At 48.9% G+C, this 18,786-nt stretch carries 15 protein-coding genes; 8 read left to right on the forward strand and 7 right to left on the reverse strand.

Going from position 1 to position 18,786, the window contains the following annotated elements; translation table 11 throughout:
* Nucleotides 1-65: 65 nt before the first annotated feature.
* Nucleotides 66-1,625, reverse strand: a complete 1,560-nt coding sequence (gene murJ, locus CBE72_RS01580) for a murein biosynthesis integral membrane protein MurJ (RefSeq protein ID WP_100142107.1) — start codon at nucleotides 1,623-1,625, stop codon at nucleotides 66-68.
* A gap of 255 nt (nucleotides 1,626-1,880) precedes the next feature.
* Here murJ and rpsT point away from each other — a divergent pair, with 255 nt between their 5' ends.
* Complete coding sequence (gene rpsT / locus CBE72_RS01585) at nucleotides 1,881-2,147, forward strand: 30S ribosomal protein S20 (RefSeq protein ID WP_025011908.1); 267 nt, start codon at nucleotides 1,881-1,883, stop codon at nucleotides 2,145-2,147.
* Between the two features lie 63 nt (nucleotides 2,148-2,210).
* On the opposite strand, the gene CBE72_RS01590 is transcribed toward rpsT, so the two are convergent.
* Nucleotides 2,211-2,507 carry an ArsR/SmtB family transcription factor gene (locus tag CBE72_RS01590; protein ID WP_025011907.1) on the reverse strand — a complete coding sequence of 99 codons (297 nt, stop codon included), beginning with the start codon at nucleotides 2,505-2,507 and terminating at the stop codon, nucleotides 2,211-2,213.
* Between the two features lie 135 nt (nucleotides 2,508-2,642).
* Here CBE72_RS01590 and CBE72_RS01595 point away from each other — a divergent pair, with 135 nt between their 5' ends.
* Nucleotides 2,643-4,046, forward strand: coding sequence for a M20/M25/M40 family metallo-hydrolase (locus tag CBE72_RS01595; RefSeq protein WP_100142002.1), 1,404 nt, complete (start codon nucleotides 2,643-2,645; stop codon nucleotides 4,044-4,046).
* Between the two features lie 73 nt (nucleotides 4,047-4,119).
* Here CBE72_RS01595 and yaaA read toward each other — a convergent pair whose 3' ends face one another.
* Together yaaA and CBE72_RS01605 are read right to left on the reverse strand one after the other, a co-directional pair.
* A complete protein-coding gene (yaaA, locus tag CBE72_RS01600) occupies nucleotides 4,120-4,896 on the reverse strand; it encodes a peroxide stress protein YaaA (protein WP_100142003.1) in 777 nt (258 codons plus the stop codon).
* 114 nt (nucleotides 4,897-5,010) lie between these two features.
* Nucleotides 5,011-6,495: an alanine/glycine:cation symporter family protein gene (locus tag CBE72_RS01605; RefSeq protein ID WP_100142108.1), complete on the reverse strand. Its 1,485-nt coding sequence runs from the start codon at nucleotides 6,493-6,495 to the stop codon at nucleotides 5,011-5,013.
* Nucleotides 6,496-6,921: 426 nt separating this feature from the next.
* Here CBE72_RS01605 and CBE72_RS01610 point away from each other — a divergent pair, with 426 nt between their 5' ends.
* The 5 genes from CBE72_RS01610 to CBE72_RS01630 all read left to right on the forward strand — a co-directional run bounded on the left by CBE72_RS01610 (nucleotide 6,922) and on the right by CBE72_RS01630 (nucleotide 13,927).
* Nucleotides 6,922-9,288, forward strand: a complete 2,367-nt coding sequence (locus CBE72_RS01610) for a phosphoketolase family protein (protein ID WP_100142004.1) — start codon at nucleotides 6,922-6,924, stop codon at nucleotides 9,286-9,288.
* 287 nt (nucleotides 9,289-9,575) lie between these two features.
* Nucleotides 9,576-10,679, forward strand: coding sequence for an OmpA family protein (locus CBE72_RS01615; RefSeq protein WP_100142109.1), 1,104 nt, complete (start codon nucleotides 9,576-9,578; stop codon nucleotides 10,677-10,679).
* 248 nt (nucleotides 10,680-10,927) lie between these two features.
* Nucleotides 10,928-11,881: a transaldolase gene (gene tal, locus CBE72_RS01620; RefSeq protein WP_100142005.1), complete on the forward strand. Its 954-nt coding sequence runs from the start codon at nucleotides 10,928-10,930 to the stop codon at nucleotides 11,879-11,881.
* Nucleotides 11,882-11,916: 35 nt separating this feature from the next.
* Nucleotides 11,917-13,554, forward strand: coding sequence for a glucose-6-phosphate isomerase (gene pgi / locus CBE72_RS01625; protein WP_100142006.1), 1,638 nt, complete (start codon nucleotides 11,917-11,919; stop codon nucleotides 13,552-13,554).
* A 190-nt stretch (nucleotides 13,555-13,744) separates the two neighbouring features.
* On the forward strand, nucleotides 13,745-13,927 hold the full coding sequence (locus tag CBE72_RS01630) for a DUF3545 family protein (RefSeq protein ID WP_100142007.1): 183 nt from the start codon (nucleotides 13,745-13,747) through the stop codon (nucleotides 13,925-13,927).
* 61 nt (nucleotides 13,928-13,988) lie between these two features.
* Here the strand turns inward: CBE72_RS01630 and CBE72_RS01635 are convergent, their stop codons facing one another.
* The 3 genes from CBE72_RS01635 to CBE72_RS01645 form a co-directional block, all read right to left on the reverse strand.
* A complete protein-coding gene (locus CBE72_RS01635; RefSeq protein ID WP_100142008.1) occupies nucleotides 13,989-14,531 on the reverse strand; it encodes a hemerythrin domain-containing protein in 543 nt (180 codons plus the stop codon).
* A 189-nt stretch (nucleotides 14,532-14,720) separates the two neighbouring features.
* Nucleotides 14,721-15,818, reverse strand: coding sequence for a response regulator transcription factor (locus CBE72_RS01640; protein WP_100142009.1), 1,098 nt, complete (start codon nucleotides 15,816-15,818; stop codon nucleotides 14,721-14,723).
* Nucleotides 15,806-17,815: a hybrid sensor histidine kinase/response regulator gene (locus CBE72_RS01645; protein ID WP_229671887.1), complete on the reverse strand. Its 2,010-nt coding sequence runs from the start codon at nucleotides 17,813-17,815 to the stop codon at nucleotides 15,806-15,808. The genes CBE72_RS01640 and CBE72_RS01645 overlap by 13 nt, the downstream gene beginning before the upstream one ends.
* Nucleotides 17,816-17,914: 99 nt before the next feature.
* On the opposite strand from CBE72_RS01645, the gene nfo reads away from it, so the two are divergent.
* Nucleotides 17,915-18,769, forward strand: a complete 855-nt coding sequence (gene nfo / locus CBE72_RS01650) for a deoxyribonuclease IV (RefSeq protein WP_044734937.1) — start codon at nucleotides 17,915-17,917, stop codon at nucleotides 18,767-18,769.
* Nucleotides 18,770-18,786: the final 17 nt, after the last annotated feature.

An 18,786-nucleotide genomic window follows, 5' to 3' on the forward strand; every position in this document is an offset into this window, starting at 1 on the left:
TAAATCAACGACCGCTCAAGCGTAAATTGGCGGATTATATAACAGCTCGGCAGCAGAATCAGCCCTCAGTTCCTGGCTTTGAGACGCCAGGGATGGATCCCAAGCAGCACCAGTGCGATAAAATACCCCAGAGCGCCACCTAAGATCAGGGCAAACAGATGGCTCATTCGTTCAATCAGCGACCAATCCAGCCATTGGGCCTGCTCGGGAGAAAAATAGAGCAACAGGGCCACCATCACGACAGTTGCAAGTAACGTCTTGATAAAAAAGATGATAGTTTGCTTGCTGACTCTGTAAACACCGGCCAGGTGTAAACCGCGATATAACAGGGAGGCATTGAGTAAAGCAGACAGCGAGGTGGCGATGGCCAACCCCACATATCCAAATGGCACGGCAAAAATTATATTGAACCCCATGTTGCTAACCATAGCTATGATGCCATAGCGAACCGGCGTCTTGGTGTCTTGACGAGCATAATATCCAGGTGCCAACACCTTGATCAGCATAAAACTCAATAACCCGGTACCGTAAGCGATCAAAGAATAGGAAGCCATTTCCACATCACTGACCCCAAAGGCGCCACGCATAAAAAGCACCATCAACATCGGCTGAGCCAAGACAATCAGTCCCATCATGGCCGGCAATCCCAACAGTACAATGGCGCGGATGCCCCAGTCCATGGTACGGCCAAATCCCTCCCCCTCGGCATTAACATGTTTCTTGGATAAGGCCGGCAAAATAACGGTAGCAATAGCAATACCAAACAGTCCCAGTGGGAACTCCAACAGACGGTCTGAATAATAGAGCCAACTGATGGAGCCTGTTACCAAAAAACTGGCGATAAAAGTATCCAGCAGCAGGTTAATTTGTGACACAGAAACACCAAATAACGCCGGGATCATCAGGGTGCGGATTTTAACCACCCCGGGATGATTCCAGCCCCAAGAGGGCTTGACCAGAGCTCTCTCTTGCAGCAGAAAAGGAATTTGAAACAGAAACTGGATCACACCACCGAAGAATACCCCCCAGGCCAGACCTATCTCGGGTTTGTCTAGGGTCGGGCTCAGCCACAGAGCCGCCGCAATAATGGCGACATTGAGAAATACCGGAGTAAAAGCCGAAACCGCGAATCGGCCACGGGTATTGAGAATAGAGCCAGCCAAGGCGGTAAAAGTGATAAACCAAAGATAGGGGAAGGTGATCTTCAACATTAACGATGCCAGTTCAAACTTGGCGCCGTCAGGCTCGTCATTGACCCAGGCCATAAACCAACCGGCACCGAACAAAGCTGTCAGTATTGGTGAAGCCAAAACCCCAATCAGAGTCACTACTGTCACCAACAAGCCCAAGGTACCGGCAACCTTAGATAATAAGAGCTTAACCTCTTCGCTGGACTCTTTCTCCTGATATTGGGTTAATACAGGCACAAAGGCCTGAGCAAAGGCCCCTTCTGCAAACAAGCGCCGCAGAAAGTTGGGGATCTTGTTGGCAAAAAAGAATACATCGGCACTGCTGCCTGCGCCCATCAAATTGGCGACTACTACATCCCGTACCAACCCCAAAACACGGGAAATCAAGGTCATGACACTCACTATTGCGCCAGACCGTACCAATTTTTTGCTCAAATATTCCCCCAGAAGACCTCGGCTACCATCTATGGTAACAAGTCTCAAAAATTCCACTTAAGCTCTGTCACATGCCAGCATTTGCTGGTAGAATTGCGCCACATCTTACACGAGTTGGGTTGAGGATCGCCAAATCGGGTTGAATTAATTTATCTTTATGATGGATATTCAATCATTGTCATTGACAAAGTGGTGAAAACCGGGCATTCTCCTCGGCCTTTAAAAGTATCAAATCCAGTTTTTAGGAGTTGCACCTTGGCTAATAGCAAGACTGCAAAGAAGCGCGCGCTTCAATCAGAAAAGCGTCGTCAACACAACGCTAGCCGTCGCTCTATGTTGCGTACCTACGTGAAAAAAGTTATCGCTGCTATCAAAGCTGGCGATCACAAAGCGGCTACTGAAGCTTTCGCTGTTGCACAACCCATTCTTGACCGTATGGCAACCAAAGGCCTGATCCACAAGAACAAGGCTGCCCGTCATAAGGCTCGTCTGAACGCTCGTATCAAAGCACTAGCTGCTTAATTCGATACCAGCATAAAAAAAACCGGCAATTGCCGGTTTTTTTATACCCCAAATTCAATAACATCAATGACAATAGATGTTATTCAACAGCTTGATGATTTCGCGCACTTCTTCACTCTTGAGCGAATAATACACTGTCTGGGCTTCTTTACGGGTAGCCACTAGATTGTCTTTACGCAACCACGCCAGATGCTGAGACAACGCCGACTGGCTCAAGCCCAGTTTCTTGTTCATTTCCCCAACGCACATCTCTCCCTCACTCAGGAGATAGCACAGAATAAATAAACGCCTCTCATTGGCCAGTGCCTTTAATAATACGACGGCATGGTCCGCTCGCTGCTGCATTAACTCTATATTCATGACGAGCCTATTCTCCTAATACAAACTCCGTCCCTAATATAGCCTTGCCTTACGGAGATAGTCGGGACATAAAGCACACTTTTTGTTAGATTGTTTTCAAAAATGGGACGTACCTAATAAAAACAAAGGAAACACATGAAAAACCATCAAACCGCCCTGTTACTTTTCCTACTTATTCCATCACTTATTGGTTGCCAATCGACCATTCCTTCCGATACAAATCAACTGCTTGCAGAATCTTTGCAACAAAAAGCTCTCAGTTCAGATCTCGGTTTCCAAATTGTGGAATCTTTGACAGTAGAAGTCGGTCCTCGCCTCGCAGGCAGCCCCAAAGACGCCATGGCAGTTGCCTGGGCGGAGAAAAAATTGCAGTCATTGGGTTTTGACCGAGTCTATAAGGAAGCGGTGGAAGTCCCGGTATGGGTACGTGGTAAGGCCAGTGCCAGCATAGTGGCGCCCTTCCAGCAACCTCTGGTCATCACGGCCTTAGGAGGGAGTGTTGCTACCCCGGCAGAAGGTATCACGGCCAAGATAGTTCGCTTCGATGACTTAAACGCATTGAAAAATGCCAATCCTGATGATGTTGCCGGGAAAATTGTCTTTATCGATCAAAAAACCGAACGTCACAAAACGGGTAAAGGTTACGGCAAGAGCGTTGGTGGCCGCTCACGAGGCGCTATAGAGGCAGCGCGAAAAGGTGCCTTGGCAATAGTTATCCGTTCGATAGGTACAGACCACGACCGTATGGCCCATACCGGCACCATGCATTATGAAGAAGGCTTAAAGCGGATCCCGGCGGCGGCCATGTCGGCGCCAGATGCCGATCTTATCAACGCCATGCTTAAGCGTTCTGCCGATATCACCCTCGCGTTGAATATGTCTCCCGAAAACAAGGGCAGCGCCATTTCCTATAACGTCATAGCAGAAGTCACCGGCAGTAGTAAGCCAGATGAGATCGTGCTGATTGGGGCTCATCTGGATTCCTGGGATGAAGGCACAGGAGCCATAGATGACGGTGCCGGAGTCGCGATTGTCACCGCGGCCGCTAAGCTTATACAAGATTTGCCGGTAAAACCGGCTCGGACGGTACGAGTCGTGCTCTATGCGGCCGAAGAGCTCGGCTTGGTTGGTGGCAAGGCTTATGCCAAGGCCCACGCGGCAGCGCTGGATAAACACTATATCGCAGCCGAATCGGATTTCGGGGCTGGCCCTATCTACCGCATCGACTTTCAGGTCAATGAACAAGTACTGCCCAAACTACAGCAACTGACCCAAGTGATGCAGCGAAACGGCGTAGCCGCCGGTGACAACAGCGCCTACGGTGGCCCGGATATTTCCATGCTGCCAGCCAGTGGCGTTCCTGTGGCCTCCCTGCGCCAGGATGGTACCGATTACTTCGACTACCACCACACACCCAACGATACCCTGGACAAGATAGATCCCAAGGCGCTGGCACAAAACATTGCGGCCTATGCCCAGTTCGCCTATTTGATGGCACAGTCTGAACTGGAACTGCGACCGCTGCCTGCCAAACAGTAAATCACACGCTTTAGAAGCAAAAAGCCGTTCAACAATGAACGGCTTTCTTATTTCTATATATCAGAAAGGGTTATCAACTCTGCTCTTCCCGCAGGAACACAGGAGTATCGGGGCTAGAATCGGTTTCACTGTAATAATAGCCAGCGCTATTAAATGCCTTTAACCGCTCCAAACTCTGTTCCTCTTGCTCCAACAGGTAGCGAGCCATCATGCCTCTGGCCTTCTTGGCATAAAAGCTGATGACCTTATACTGCCCATTTTTGCAGTCTTTAAACACTGGCGTGATAATACGTCCGGCAATCTGCTTGGGTTTAATCGCTTTGAAGTACTCATTGGAAGCCAAATTCACTACAATATCATCCCCTTGCTGAACCAATGCCTGATTAATGGCATCGGTGATGATATCGCCCCAGAAGGCGTACAGGTTATTGCCCCTGGGATTATTCAAGGAGGTGCCCATTTCCAGCCGATAGGCTTGCATCAAGTCCAGAGGCCTCAACAGGCCATAGAGACCTGACAAAATACGCAGATGCTGCTGGGCTCTTACAACCGTATCAGGCGAAAGAGTGTCGGCATCCAGCCCGGTATAAACATCACCACGGAAAGCGTAGAGTGCTTGCTTGGCATTCTCCGGGGTAAAATCAGGTTGCCACTCGGCGAATCGGGCGGCATTCAAGCCAGCAATCTTGTCACTGACTTTCATCAAAGAAGCAATATTGGCTGGAGTCAGGTCCCGACAAACCTGAATAAGCTCGCTACTATGCTCGAGAAACTGTGGCAGGCTATATTCAGACACTGCCGCAGGGTTGTCATAATCCAGGGTCTTGGCCGGTGAAACCAAAATCAGCATATTCACTCCGTCTAATTGGTATAGAACCAACTATGATACTGGGATGAAATAAAAAAACCACGCACTGATAGCGTGGTTTTTTCGATACTCTTAATCTGGATTACTCTCTGGCCATTAACACTTTTCGCTGCGAACTACAGGTTCGCCAGTCCAGATACCCTCTTCAATATGACCATCGAGTTCAGGGAACTTGCTCTTGTCAAACACAGGCTCTTTGCCTTCACTCAATTGATCGCGGTAATCGTTAATCACTCGCATGGCAACACCTGAAAGCAGTACCAAAGCGATGATATTGACTGTAGCCATCAATCCCATCGAAAGATCGGCCAAATTCCAGACCAAGGTTATTTTCGCTACAGCCCCAAACATCACCATGCCGAGTACGCACAAGCGGAACAGAGGCAACACCTTACGGCTATTATTGGAAAGAAACAGCACATTGGTTTCAGCATAAGAATAGTTGGCGATTATTGAGGTAAAGCAAAACAGTAAAATGGCAAAGGCTACGAAAAAGCCTCCCCAATCTCCAACATGGGTGGTCAATGCCGCTATGGTCAGTTGGATCCCTTTGTCCCCCTCGCCAACATTGACACCACTGAGATCGCCGGCCAACAAGATTATTGCGGCTGTCGCACTACAGATAACAATAGTGTCCATAAACACGCCTATCATCTGCACAAAACCCTGTGATGCTGGGTGATTTGGTGTAGGTGACGCGCTGGCAGCAACGTTGGCAGCGCTACCCATCCCCGCCTCGTTGGAGAACAAACCGCGAGCGATCCCGGACTGCATCGCCTGAGCCACAGTATAAGCTACCCCACCAGCAGCAGCCTCTTGCCAACCGAAGGCGCTGCTGACTATCAGTTTGAGAATGGTCGGCAATTGTTCAATATTCATGCCGACAACGACCAAAGCGATCAGGATATAAGCAAAAGCCATAATGGGTACAACCACCTCAGAGACGCGCGCAACTTTACGCAGCCCCCCCATGATGACCAAACCACTGGCGACCACCAGAAGAATACCTATCCAATAAGTGGCTTTAATATCAAACCAGTAGGCCTCTTTGACATCAAATACAATTTCCAATGCCCCTGTAATGGTATTGGCCTGAACGGCATTGAAAACCAGACCAAAGGCGATGATCAAGAATACGGAGAAGAGGATCCCCATCCAACGCTGTCCAAGTCCCCTTTCCATATAATAAGAGGGACCACCACGAAACTGGTCATCTTTATCTTTTACTTTATAGATCTGAGCCAGAGTCGACTCAATCATGGCCGTAGCCATACCCAAGAGAGCGATGAGCCACATCCAGAATACGGCTCCCGGACCACCGGCGCCTATGGCAACGGCCACCCCGGCCATATTACCGGCACCGACCCTGGCGGCCATGCTGGTACAAAATACCTGAAACGATGACAAGCCACTGTCACAGCCCTGTCTACTGGTAGCCATCACCTTGGCAGAATGTCCTAGGTGAGTGAGCTGAATGAACAAAAGCCTCAGAGTGAAGTACAAGCCAGCGCCCACTAAGGCATAGACCAATAGCTTTCCCCAAAGCAGAGAGTTCAAAAAATCGACTATGGTTTCTATTATCATAATTGTAAGCTTTCCCGTGACAAACTTGGCCTATCATTGACATGATGCCGCCAAGTTTGTGGTTAAGATTCCTTCCTGAATGAAAAAGGATAAGCAGCGACCAGTTTCTTTTCGAATTATCCTACATACACTAAGGTATGCCGGCCGAGCTTGAGGGCGGAGAAAATAGCATAGGATGGCAAAATCACCGCGTGACACGGATCACACTTAACCACTCACGTGACAGCGAATTCACCATAAAAACACCAGAACAGACTAGTGTTATAACTTGAATAACAGGGATTTCACAGGAAATATCTAAAAAACACCAGCTAAACAAACTTTCAAAATTTGGATTTGGGACACATTTTTGTAATAAAACTACAAATATAGTATCCACAAGATAATTTGATTCACTTTTAGCTAGCTCAAGCGAGGCACGATATGACCCAAAAGCAAGAGATAGGTGCACTGAAGAAATTTGTCCGGGCCACCAACTTCCTGGCAACCTCACAAATTTACCTTAAACACAACGTATTGTATAAACGCCCTTTACAACACGGTGATATCAAGCCAAGGCTCTTGGGTCACTGGGGAACCTGTCCGGGGATCAACTTCGTATATGCTAATGTGAATAGATTGATTACCAAGCACAAGCGCCCGTTCCTCTATCTGGTCGGCCCAGGTCACGGTTTCCCGGCAGTTCAAGCCAACCTCTTCCTCGAAGGCTCTCTCAGCCACTTCTATCCAGAAACCATCCCCTACAATGAAACCGGTATTGAAGATATCTGTCGCAAGTTCTCCGCTGCTTACGGCTATCCTTCACATGCCAACCCCGAAGCTCCCGGGCAAATCCTTGAAGGGGGCGAGTTGGGCTACTCCTTGTCTGTCGCCTGGGGAGCCGTGCTGGATAATCCTGACTTGATTGCCGCCGTGCTCGTTGGTGACGGTGAATCTGAAACCGGTCCGCTGGCAGCCTCCTGGTACGCCAACCGTCTGGTCTCTCCAGCCACCAACGGTGCCATACTGCCGATTGTCCATATTAATGGTTACAAGATCTCCGGCCCAACCCGTATGGGACGCATGAGCCATGAAGAGCTGGATCTCGAATTCAGAGGCTTGGGTTATCACCCCATCATAGTGGATAGCGAGCAGGAAGAAGATGTATACCTGCAGATGACCAAAGCGATGGATACGGCTTATGAGATGATCAACGACATCCAGAAACGTGCCCGCAATGGTGAAGATGTCGTCAAGCCTCGTTGGCCGGTGATCTTGATGCGCACCGCCAAAGGCTGGACCGGCGTTCCCGAATATGATGGTAAGAAACTCGAAGGCAACTGTGAGTCTCACCAAGTAATTGTCAATAAGTGTGCCACCGACAAGGGGCATCTGGCCGCATTGGATAACTGGCTCGACAGCTATAAGTTCTCTGAACTCTACTCCATCAATGAGCAGAACCAGATTGTCTTCGACAAAGACATCCAGTCACTATTGCCTCCTGCGGAACTCTGTTGTGGCCGTCAGAAGATGAGCTATGGTGGTGAAGTAGTACGCGCCCTCAGCAATCCCGACCTATCCAAACTGGCTTATGGTCCTGAGGTTCCAAGGGGACACAGAGGCTACTCCATGTTGAAGATGGGCCAGTGGATGCGTGAAGCCTTCCGTCTCAATAAAGACCAACGCAACCTGCGGATCTTCAGCCCTGACGAAACTTACTCCAACCAGCTGCAAGCGGTATTTGAAGCCACAGATCGCGCTTGGCAATGGCCAATTGAAAGCTGGGATGAAGATATGAGCCGCGACGGTCGGGTCATGGAGCTGTTGTCCGAAAACCTATTGTTCGGCATGATGCACGGCTACACTGTCACAGGCCGTCACGCCATGTTCCCTACCTATGAGTCTTTCTCTCAGGTAGTATCCTCCATGGCCGATCAATACTGTAAGTATGTCTATGCCAGCCAAGGGGTTCACTTCCGTAAGCCACTGCCGGCCTGCAACGTGGTGCTTTCCTCTCTGCTGGAACGTCAGGATCACAACGGTTACTCTCACCAGAACCCTTCCTTCCTAGGGGCAATGCTTGAGAAACATCCGAAGATAATCTCGGCTTATCTGCCTGCGGATGCCAACACCACTCTGGTTTACACAGAACGCGCTTTCGCCGACCGCGACAAACTGAACATTCTGGTCGCCGGTAAGAAAGAGCTGCCTCAATGGCTAAGCCTTGACGAAGCCCGCCAACAGGCCAAAGACGGTGTCATGGTGTGGGATTTTGCCTCTGATGAAAATCCGGATGTCGTCCTAGCTGGCTGTGGTGACTATGTGACCCAAGAATGTATGGCGGCGTTGGTACTCATTCGCGAACTGTTGCCAAGAGTACGTATCCGCTTTGTCAGTGTTACTGAATTACACAGTAGCGGTCTGGGTAGCCTCAAATTCCAGGAAAAACCTTGGTTGATGGATGAGATATTTACCGAAAACAAGGGTGTGGTATTTAACTATCACGGCTATCCAAACACCATCAAAAAACTGATCTTCGATTACAAAGGCAGCCATAGATTCAGAATAAAAGGTTATGAAGAAGAAGGTTCAACCACCACACCATTTGATATGGGTGTTCGTAACGGTACCTCTCGCTATCACTTGGTAATCGATATGGCTTACAAGTTATTCCAGCAAGGTGTTATCGATGAAACCCGTCATGTGGCGATCACCACAGATATGCTGCAACGCCTGGTTGACCATAGAAACTATATCAAGGCCAACGGTGTGGATCCTGAGTATATCGAGAACTGGATTTGGACCCGTTAAGCTGAACATCAGCTAAACAAGAAGCAAATAATTTAGTTATCGAATTGTTTGCCAAAATTAAAAAAGCGTCTGCAAACAGGCGCTTTTTCTTTATTCCATATTGTTAAATCCCATTCCAGTTGAATTTTTAAACAATAAAATTCTCTTTGGTTAAGTGGAAAATAGCTTAATTTCAATGGATAATTGAGCCAGCTAGCTAAAACACTAAAGGGATCCCAACATTAAGTGCTAGTCATGTTTCCGATACGGGACATTTGGGTAATCGAATAGCAATGGACTTGGAGAACATGATGAATAAGACATTTAAAGTATTGTTACTTGCATCTGTGATGCCTTTTGCAGCATCAGCAGCAGACGAACTTAGCCCATGGTATGTAGGTGCGGGCTTAGGTGTAAACAACTACGAACCTAACTGTGATCAGAAAACCATGAAAACCTGTGGTGAAGACGATCCATATGCTTGGGACGTATTTGCAGGTTATCTGTTCAACGATTACTTTGGTGTTGAACTGGGTTACCGTGACCTGGGTCGTGCCGAATGGACCGACTATGCCAACAAACTCAATGACGTAGGTGCCAAGGGTGCTACTCTGGGACTGGTCGCTTTCTGGCCTTTCGCCGATAAGTGGAGCCTGTCTGCAGAAGCCGGTGCTATGAACTACCACATTTCCAACAACAGACAATGGGGTAGTGAATACTACAGTGACAGTGGTGTTGCACCTTACTTCGGTGCTGGTATCGGTTATAACATCACAGAGAACCTGAAACTGGCCGCCAAATATCGTCGTTATGAAAACCTCGATGAGGAAAAGTGGAACACTCTGGCGATGGAAAGCAACTATTGGGGTCTTGAACTGAGCTACCGTTTCGGCAGCACTTCAAAACCAGCACCCGTAGTCGCTCCAGTAGTTGTAGAGCCAGTTGACAGCGATAACGATGGTGTCAACGACGATATGGATCAGTGTCCAAACACACCAGCTAACCACCAAGTAGATGCTAATGGTTGCTCTATCTATGTTGAGAAGCTGGAAAAGCTGGAAGTTAAGGCTGAGTTTGATAACAACTCATCTGTACTGAAAGCCGACTCTATGGCTGAAATCCAGAAAGTCGCAGACTTCATGAGCAAGTATCCTAAAGCCGATCTTGAAATCGCTGGCCACGCATCACTGCCAGGCAAAGCCGATTACAACCAGTGGCTGTCTCAGAAACGTGCTGATGCAGTAGCTAAAGTACTGGTTGACCAGTATGGCATCGATGCCAGCCGTATCAGCGCCAAAGGCTACGGTGAAAGCCAACCTCTGATGCAGGGTTCTTCTGCTGAAGCCAACAAGGTGAACCGCCGTATCGAAGCTCACCTGAGCTTTAAAGAAAAAGAAGCTCTGCTGAAATAAGCTGAACTTGTTCGGAAAAGTCGCTGCCTGCAGCGACTTTTTTATTTTCAGCCTTTGTGTCATTAGAATTCCCTTGATTATGGGAGTACACTTCCTCTAATTCAATAACGCTCCTCATTGACATTTATTCACCATTTTTGTAATTTTTTTTCAATCCTGGTTGGAAATGAGAGCAAAATCGCTTTTAATAGCGTTCAGTAATCCCCACGTACCACGTAAGCGGCCGTAATCTGAGAAGGATGTTTTTCATGCCAAACACACTCACGCAACTCAAATCCGTTACAACCATAGTTGCAGATACCGGCGACATTGAAGCTATCAAACTCTATCATCCGCAAGATGCCACCACCAATCCTTCATTGATCCTTAAAGCCTCTCAAATTCCTGAGTATGCCCCATTGATCGATGATGCTATTTCCTGGGCCAAAGCTCAGAGCCAGGATCCGCAGCAACAACTGCAAGACGCCGCAGACAAGCTGGCGGTCAACATTGGGGTGGAAATTCTCAAGCTGGTCCCTGGACGAATTTCAACTGAAGTCGATGCGCGTCTGTCATTCGATAAAGTCGGCTCCATTGCCAAGGCCAACAAACTGGTCAAACTCTATGAAGCAGCCGGTATCGACAAGTCACGAATTCTGATCAAACTGGCGTCGACTTGGGAAGGCATCTGCGCCGCCAAAGAGCTGGAGCAAAATGGTATCAACTGTAACCTGACTCTGTTGTTCAGTTTCGCTCAGGCCAGAGCCTGTGCCGAAGCTGGGGTTTATCTAATTTCCCCCTTCGTTGGCCGCATTCTCGACTGGTATAAAAAAGATACTGGCAAAGAATATAGTGCCAGTGAAGATCCTGGTGTGATCTCAGTGACCCAGATTTACAACTATTACAAACAGCATGGCTATAAGACTGTGGTTATGGGCGCCAGCTTCCGTAATACAGGTGAAATCATTGAGCTAGCCGGCTGTGATCGTCTGACTATAGGCCCTTCTTTACTGGAAGAGTTGGCCAACTCGGACGCCCAGATAGTAACCAAGCTGCAACCAGCCACAGAAATACAAGAGCCCCCTAAGCCACTGACCGAAGCCGAGTTCCGTTGGGAGTTCAACGAAGATCCCATGGCAGTAGAAAAGCTGGCCGAGGGGATTCGGAACTTTGCCATAGATCAGGGTAAACTCGAAGCCATGCTCAAGGCTAAACTGAACTAAAGATCTGTACTGAAATAGACGCTCAGGGACAACTCATGACACATTTGACCGAATCTGCTAGTTGGCAAACTCTCAAGGCCATGAGTGCAAAAATGCCTCATATGCGTGAACTCTTTGCCGACAACCCGCAGCGCTTTGAACAGCTATCGATTAAAGATTGTGGACTGCTGTTGGATTACTCCAAGAACCGTCTCACCGAGGCGGTACAGCAAGAGCTGTTCAGGCTCGCCCGTGAAGCTGGGCTTGAGCAAAAAATAGCAGCTATGTTTGCCGGTGAAACAATCAACACCACAGAGCAACGCGCGGTGTTACACACAGCTCTTAGAGCACCGGCCGATGCGGATATTCGTGTCGATGGCATCAATGTTGTCCCTGAGGTACAACAGACTCTGGCTCAAATGGAAACTTTTGTCGAGGCACTCTATTCGGGTCAATGGCGTGGCTATACCGGCAAGAAGATCACAGATCTTGTCTCCATCGGAATTGGTGGTTCCTTCCTCGGCCCCAAGATTATCTCCGAGGCCCTGCGTCCCTATTGGAACGGTAAGCTAAAGTGTCATTTCGTTGCCAATGTCGATGGCACGGCCATCAGTGAAAAACTGAAAAAGCTGGATCCTGAAACCACCCTATTCCTGATGTCGTCAAAATCCTTTGGCACTCAGGAAACCTTGACCAACACTCTCAGCGCCAGAGAGTGGTTCCTGGCCAAAGGCGGCTCACAGCAGGATATCGGCAAGCACTTTGCGGCAATTACTTCCAACGTCGCCAAGGCAACGGCATTTGGCATAGATGAAGACAATATCTTCCCCATGTGGGATTGGGTTGGCGGGCGCTATTCTCTCTGGTCGGCCATAGGTCTGCCCATAGCCGCCCTGATAGGCATGGATAACTTTAAGGCTCTGTTGGCAGGGGCTAGAGCAATGGATGTACATTTCGCATCCAGGCCTCTAGAGCAGAATATGCCGGTGATCATGGGGCTACTCTCTGTATGGTACAACAACTTCTTCAACGCCCAATCCCATGTGGTGTTGACCTATGATCACTACCTCAGAGGGCTTCCAGCCTATTTCCAGCAGCTGGATATGGAGAGTAACGGCAAGTCCGTCACTCTGGACGGCAATTCAGTGGATTACAATACAGGGCCGGTTATTTGGGGCGGAGAAGGCACCAATGGCCAACACGCCTACCACCAGCTGTTGCACCAAGGTACGGCATTGATCCCGGCTGACTTTATCCTACCATTGCAAAGCCATAATCCTATCGGTGAGCATCACGCTCAGCTGGCATCCAACTGTTTTGGTCAGACCCAGGCGCTGATGCAAGGACGAACCTTCGATGAAGCCTTGGCCGAACTGGCCGACAGCCCACTCTCAGAGGCTGAGAAACAGCTTATTGCCAAACATAAGGTCATGGAAGGCAACAAGCCGAGCAATACCCTGTTGATGGACAAGCTGACCCCAATAACCTTGGGCGCCTTGATTGCTCTTTACGAGCACAGAACCCTGGTTCAGGGCGCTATCTGGGATATTAACTCATTCGATCAATGGGGAGTCGAGTTGGGTAAGGCGTTGGGAAATGAAGTGCTGTCGCGTATCGGAGCAGAACAAGATAGTCAAGATCTCGATGCTTCCAGCAATGCTCTGATCAATATCTTTAGAAAAGCTAAAATCTAGCCAGTTAACCTTGCAAATCAACAGATACCAGCCAGCCCCACTGACTGGTATTTTTTTGTCCGCCATCTTGTCTATGCCTCTTCATTAAAACATCATCTCAATTTAACAAAAAAGAAACATTCTTCTTGCACCCTGTTTGCCAAGTATGATATTTAAATGTTGATAAAACATACAACAACAGGAGGTTGCCATGGATCGTTTGGATTATGGTAGTGCGCTAGACGAAGTCGTTGAAAGACCAAGCCGCTCTCGAAGCTCCAACAAGAAGCGCAAATGGCGTGAAATTGAAGCGCTGAAAGATAAACATCGTCTGTTGAAGGAACTACAGGAGATAGACAACAGTTTTGACTATGATATCGACAGCCTCCTCTAAATATGAGAGACATTAAAAAAGAGCGCTAAGCGCTCTTTTTTAATGTCTGCTTCCCACAAGGTTATCTGTCGGCGGTTTGAATATAGCTTCTCAGTTCGTCGAATAGCTGGTCATCATCGCTGCTGAACAAAGGATCCTCTATCAGCTTCAACTCACACATGCTTTGGATCTTCTGCCAGTCTTCATCCTTCAGGCTCTTGGCAAGCAAAGGAAAGATCTCCCGCTCTTCATACAGCATGTGCTTTTCCTGCAAATCCACATATCCCTTCAATTCAGCAACCAGTTTTTCCTTGGCCACCACCACATCGTTGAGGATCAGGTTGAGTGTCGCCATCAAGGCCGATGAAGCTTCAATCAATTTTTGGTGCTCTTCCTCAAGACGCCGGGTAGGCTCGGTACGGCTCTCCTTAATGAGGAAATAGTCGTAAATGATATCTTCGAGTGGATGATGGCTGTGCTCGGCATAGCCCTGCATATATTCGACAACATCCCGTACCAGATTAAAATTGACGTGCTCACCTTCGGCCAGCTTCAGGTATTTCCCCTTCAGCAACTTCAGCAATATGGCAATATGCTTGTGGTCATTCATCAATCTTTGCAGCATAGGGCACTCCATTTTGAGTCGGGCCTTTCTAAGTAATAGTAGTAAACAGGCCAAATATTACTCAATACTAACCATAGATGTTTTCCGGGGACATGATAAAGATCAAGGAAAATAACCTTCTAAATCAATAATTCATAATTTAGTGACACATATAGCCTTCAATGGCAATCTACACTCAGGCTAGGCACCTCAACAGCCCTGGCTTTCCTCCATCATCACCAGCATCTCTTTGAGAGAGCCACGGATACGATTAAATGCCTCACCGGCAGAGCTGGCTTCACGGAGGTGCCGCTCGACCATTGAGGTAAAATAACTCTCCTGCTCTTCTGTCATGTCCAGCACATGAAAGCTGCTGCGAATTTCAGTAGTGATCCCCGATAAGGTATCGCAAAAGCGCTGATCCTGTTGCTGCATGGAATCACCCAACTGCTTCATCAACAGGTGCAACCTATCCATCACCCGACGCAGCATCTGTTGGCGCTCTATATCCAATACCCTGGCCTCCAATCCTTCGACCACAACGGCAATCACGTCCCTGAGTCGGCCGTACAACACCTCATCCTCGACCGGCATATTCTTGATCAAGAATGACACATGCTTGTCGTTGCACATGGTTCGATTACCAAAGTCATATAGGCGTCCCTGTTTGTCCAAAAGCTCGAAAATATTGGCTTCTATCGGGCTTATCTGGGTGTTGTCCGACACAAAATATTCGGCGCTGTCTGTGCGTATTTCCAGACAGGTATTGAGGTTGAGCTGAGTCATCAACTCAAAAAAAGCATCGGCAAGAGCACGGTAGTTGCTGCAAAGAAAACACTGGCGGAAGAACTGCAACACACAACCATATTGGGACGATTCACTCATGGACTGAAACGCCATGTTTCTCGACATGGACTCAGCCTGCATCAGAGACTGTTTGCGCTGCTGATATTGCGCCACACTGCGAACCTTGGCCAACAGCTCTTTAAGGTCAAAGGGTTTGGCGATGAAATCCACAGCCCCGGCTTCATAGGCCTTGAGACGCTCGTCGAGGGTATTCATACCGGAAACAAACACCACTGACGCCTCCCGCCCCTGTGATTGCAAGTGAGCACATAACTCCACACCGCTGGAATCCGGCAGATTGATATCCATCAGGATAATTTCCGGTGTCGCCGACTCCAACGCCGCCAAATAAGCTGTCGCCGAATCAAACACTTGAACTGAGTAATCATCCTGTAAGACTTCCTCTATCAAAGCCAGATAATCAAGATCGTCATCCACCACCCAGACAGTTAAATTGTCCATAACTCTCCCTTACTGTCATCAGCAAACCTAATTCCCACCTGCTTGAGTGCCAGAATCAATCCTGTCAGATCAAAGGGTTTATGCAGTACCGGAAATGGCATCTCGTCAGCGCTGGAAATCCCTATGTTCTGAATAAAGCCGGAGATCAGCAACACCAGCAGTGAGTGTTTAACATTGAGTTTTTGTGCAAGTTCATAGCCGTTGATACCACCAGGCATCAACACATCTGTGATAAGAAGCTCTGCATCACAACACCGCTGCTCGTAGCGTTGCAACACAGTGAGGGGGTCGTGGAATAACTCTGCCTCTATTCCCAGCAGGTCGCAATAGTCGGCCATCACCTCCAACATTTCTGGCTCATCATCCACGACAATTGCCTTTAAGGGACGCCTGACTCTGGGCAATTCCCCCGTATTGGCACTGAGTTGTGGCTCAGTCGCCAACTTACGACTCTGCGGGAACCATAATCTGAATTCAGTGCCGGCAACTCCCGTGTTCAGGATGGCGATATAACCCTTGGAACGTTTAACAAAACCGTACACCATGGCCAGTCCAAGACCTGTGCCCTTACTCTTGTCCTTGGTGGTGAAGAACGGGTCGAATACCTTGTCCTGAAAGGCTTCAGGAATACCACTGCCGCCATCAATCACACTGATCCATACATAATGCCCGGGCTCCACCTGGGTCTTGCCTACGGCGATCCCGGGTAGATAACCAGTCAAATAGCCACTGCCGGTACGGATCTTGAGTTCTCCCTTGCCCTCCATGGCATCGCGACCATTGAGCAGCAGATTCAATAAGGCGTCTTCCAGCTCCCCTTTGTCGAGCATCACAGGTTTGTTATCCGGTGCCAGCTCAATACTCAGCGTTATTTGACTGGTCAAGGACTTGGCAAACAACTCCTGCAAACCTTCAATCACCTCATTGACCTGGCAAGGCTCGGCATTGAACTGTTCCTGGCGCGAAAACGACAACAGTCTGCGGGTCAGATCTGTGCCTCGCTGGCAGGCCTTAAAGGCGGTATTGAGGTATTTTTCAGCTTTGGGATCAGAGGTTTTAAGCTGCATTAACTCCAGGTTACCCTTCAATACCCCGAGAATATTGTTGAAGTCGTGGGCTATGCCGCCGACCAACTCACCAATGGCTTGCATCTTCTGGGTTCTGGCCACGGCCTGCTGCAACTGATGCTGCTCGCTGTAATCGCGACCTATAACGGCGTATATGCGCCGACTTTGGGAAATACAGTAACAGTTGAGATGCAATAACTCCCTGCCGCCATCGCCCTTATGACACCAAAGTTCCCCGGTATAACTGCCCTTGCGGCGCAACTGTTCCCTAAAAGAGTCACTTTCTTCGCCTTCAAACAACAGGCCGGTTAAATTGGCGCCCACCAATTCCCGGTTGGCATATAAGGTCACAGCTGTGGCTGCCGGGTTGGCGTAAAGGATGAGTTCTCGCTCAGATTCGAGACTAAACAGCAGTAATAAACTGTCGGCACCGTCTATAACGGCCTTGAAGCAGAGTTCATCCTCTGCCGACTGTGATGAACTGCGGCTGAGCTGACATTGATAGATGGCCCCCACCAAGGGACCGATACTGGCCTGGCATGAGGCCAAAGACTCAAACCAACCGGGAGCCGATGAGTGGAAAAACAGCAATAGTTCTGAATCTTTGATTGGCCAGACGGTAAATTTCAGCCATTGATGAAGCTCTTGTTGGCTCGCTTCTTTGGCCCATTGATTAACACTGCTCCAAAGCGTCAAATAGATAACCGGATCCCGACACCAACAAGTGACTGATTCCGGCATATCGTTGGCGCCCAACTCTGAGCGTTCCACCATCAGCAAAGCCTCTGCCCCTGAGGCATGTACCAGGGTCTGGCACAGGGCCGGCAATACGTCCTGTCCCTGGGTCAAACCCAGTTGCAATTTAGCCAGTTCAATCAGCAGTCGGGACCAGTAGCCAGGGAATTCGGTTTGAGCCTCAGAGGAAAACACGTTAAAGTCCCTTTCCGTTGTTTTTCAGTCATTCAAGCATAGACAAGTTTGCAATATTAGCGACTTATCCAGCTTGCCAAACGCTATAGAGGAGTCTGGGTGACGAGTCAGGAAAGGTGGGTTGGTGCCCATGTCAGCGCCCAGGGTGGTGTGGAAAATGCTCCGCTCAATGCCCACAAGATAGGGGCCAGTGCCTTTGCACTGTTTACCAAGAATCAACGTCGCTGGCAGGCAGCACCTTTAACCGAGCAGTCCATCGCCGCCTTTCAGGAAAACTGCCAACAGTTGGGGTTCAGACCCGAGGCAATTCTGCCCCACGACAGCTATCTGATTAACCTGGGACATCCGGATCCTTTGCTGCTGGAAAAATCCCGCGATGCCTTTGTCGATGAGATGCTTCGCTGCAAACAATTGGGATTAACCTTGCTGAACTTTCATCCTGGCAGCCACTTGCGACAGATAAGTGAAAACCACTGTCTGCGTAACATCAGCGATTCAATCAACCTTGCATTGGCAGCTTGTGATGGCGTCTGTGCCGTCATCGAAAATACCGCAGGACAAGGCTCCAACCTGGGACACAGCTTCGAACAACTGGCGCAGATAATAGATGGGGTTGAGGATAAATCCCGAGTCGGCGTTTGCCTGGATACCGCCCATATGTTTGCCGCAGGTTACGACATTCGTACTCAGGAAAGCTGCCGGGAAAGCTTTGACGCCTTTGGCCGTATCGTGGGCTTTCAATACCTCAAGGGCATGCACCTCAACGACAGCAAGACGGGACTCGGCAGCCGGGTCGACCGCCACGACTCCTTGGGCATGGGCGAAATAGGCAAAACCGCTTTCGAGTATATTCTCGGCCACCCCGCCACCAAGGGGATACCCTTAATATTGGAAACCATACGCCCGGAGATCTGGCCCGAAGAAATTGCCTGGCTGAACAGCCTTAGCCGCTAAACCATCTATTCGCTCTC

The sequence above is a fragment of the Shewanella carassii genome (assembly GCF_002777975.1).
Classification (GTDB): Bacteria; Pseudomonadota; Gammaproteobacteria; order Enterobacterales; family Shewanellaceae; genus Shewanella; species Shewanella carassii.

Excerpts from the sequence above, each read along its gene's own strand:
- tal (WP_100142005.1), top strand. The coding sequence starts at position 10,928 with ATGCCAAACACACTCACGCAACTCAAATCCGTTACAACCATAGTTGCA.
- CBE72_RS01590 (WP_025011907.1), bottom strand. The coding sequence starts at position 2,507 with ATGAATATAGAGTTAATGCAGCAGCGAGCGGACCATGCCGTCGTATTA.
- CBE72_RS01615 (WP_100142109.1), top strand. The coding sequence starts at position 9,576 with ATGATGAATAAGACATTTAAAGTATTGTTACTTGCATCTGTGATGCCT.
- CBE72_RS01610 (WP_100142004.1), top strand. The coding sequence starts at position 6,922 with ATGACCCAAAAGCAAGAGATAGGTGCACTGAAGAAATTTGTCCGGGCC.
- CBE72_RS01635 (WP_100142008.1), bottom strand. The coding sequence starts at position 14,531 with ATGCTGCAAAGATTGATGAATGACCACAAGCATATTGCCATATTGCTG.
- pgi (WP_100142006.1), top strand. The coding sequence starts at position 11,917 with ATGACACATTTGACCGAATCTGCTAGTTGGCAAACTCTCAAGGCCATG.
- CBE72_RS01630 (WP_100142007.1), top strand. The coding sequence starts at position 13,745 with ATGGATCGTTTGGATTATGGTAGTGCGCTAGACGAAGTCGTTGAAAGA.
- CBE72_RS01595 (WP_100142002.1), top strand. The coding sequence starts at position 2,643 with ATGAAAAACCATCAAACCGCCCTGTTACTTTTCCTACTTATTCCATCA.
- yaaA (WP_100142003.1), bottom strand. The coding sequence starts at position 4,896 with ATGCTGATTTTGGTTTCACCGGCCAAGACCCTGGATTATGACAACCCT.
- CBE72_RS01640 (WP_100142009.1), bottom strand. The coding sequence starts at position 15,818 with ATGGACAATTTAACTGTCTGGGTGGTGGATGACGATCTTGATTATCTG.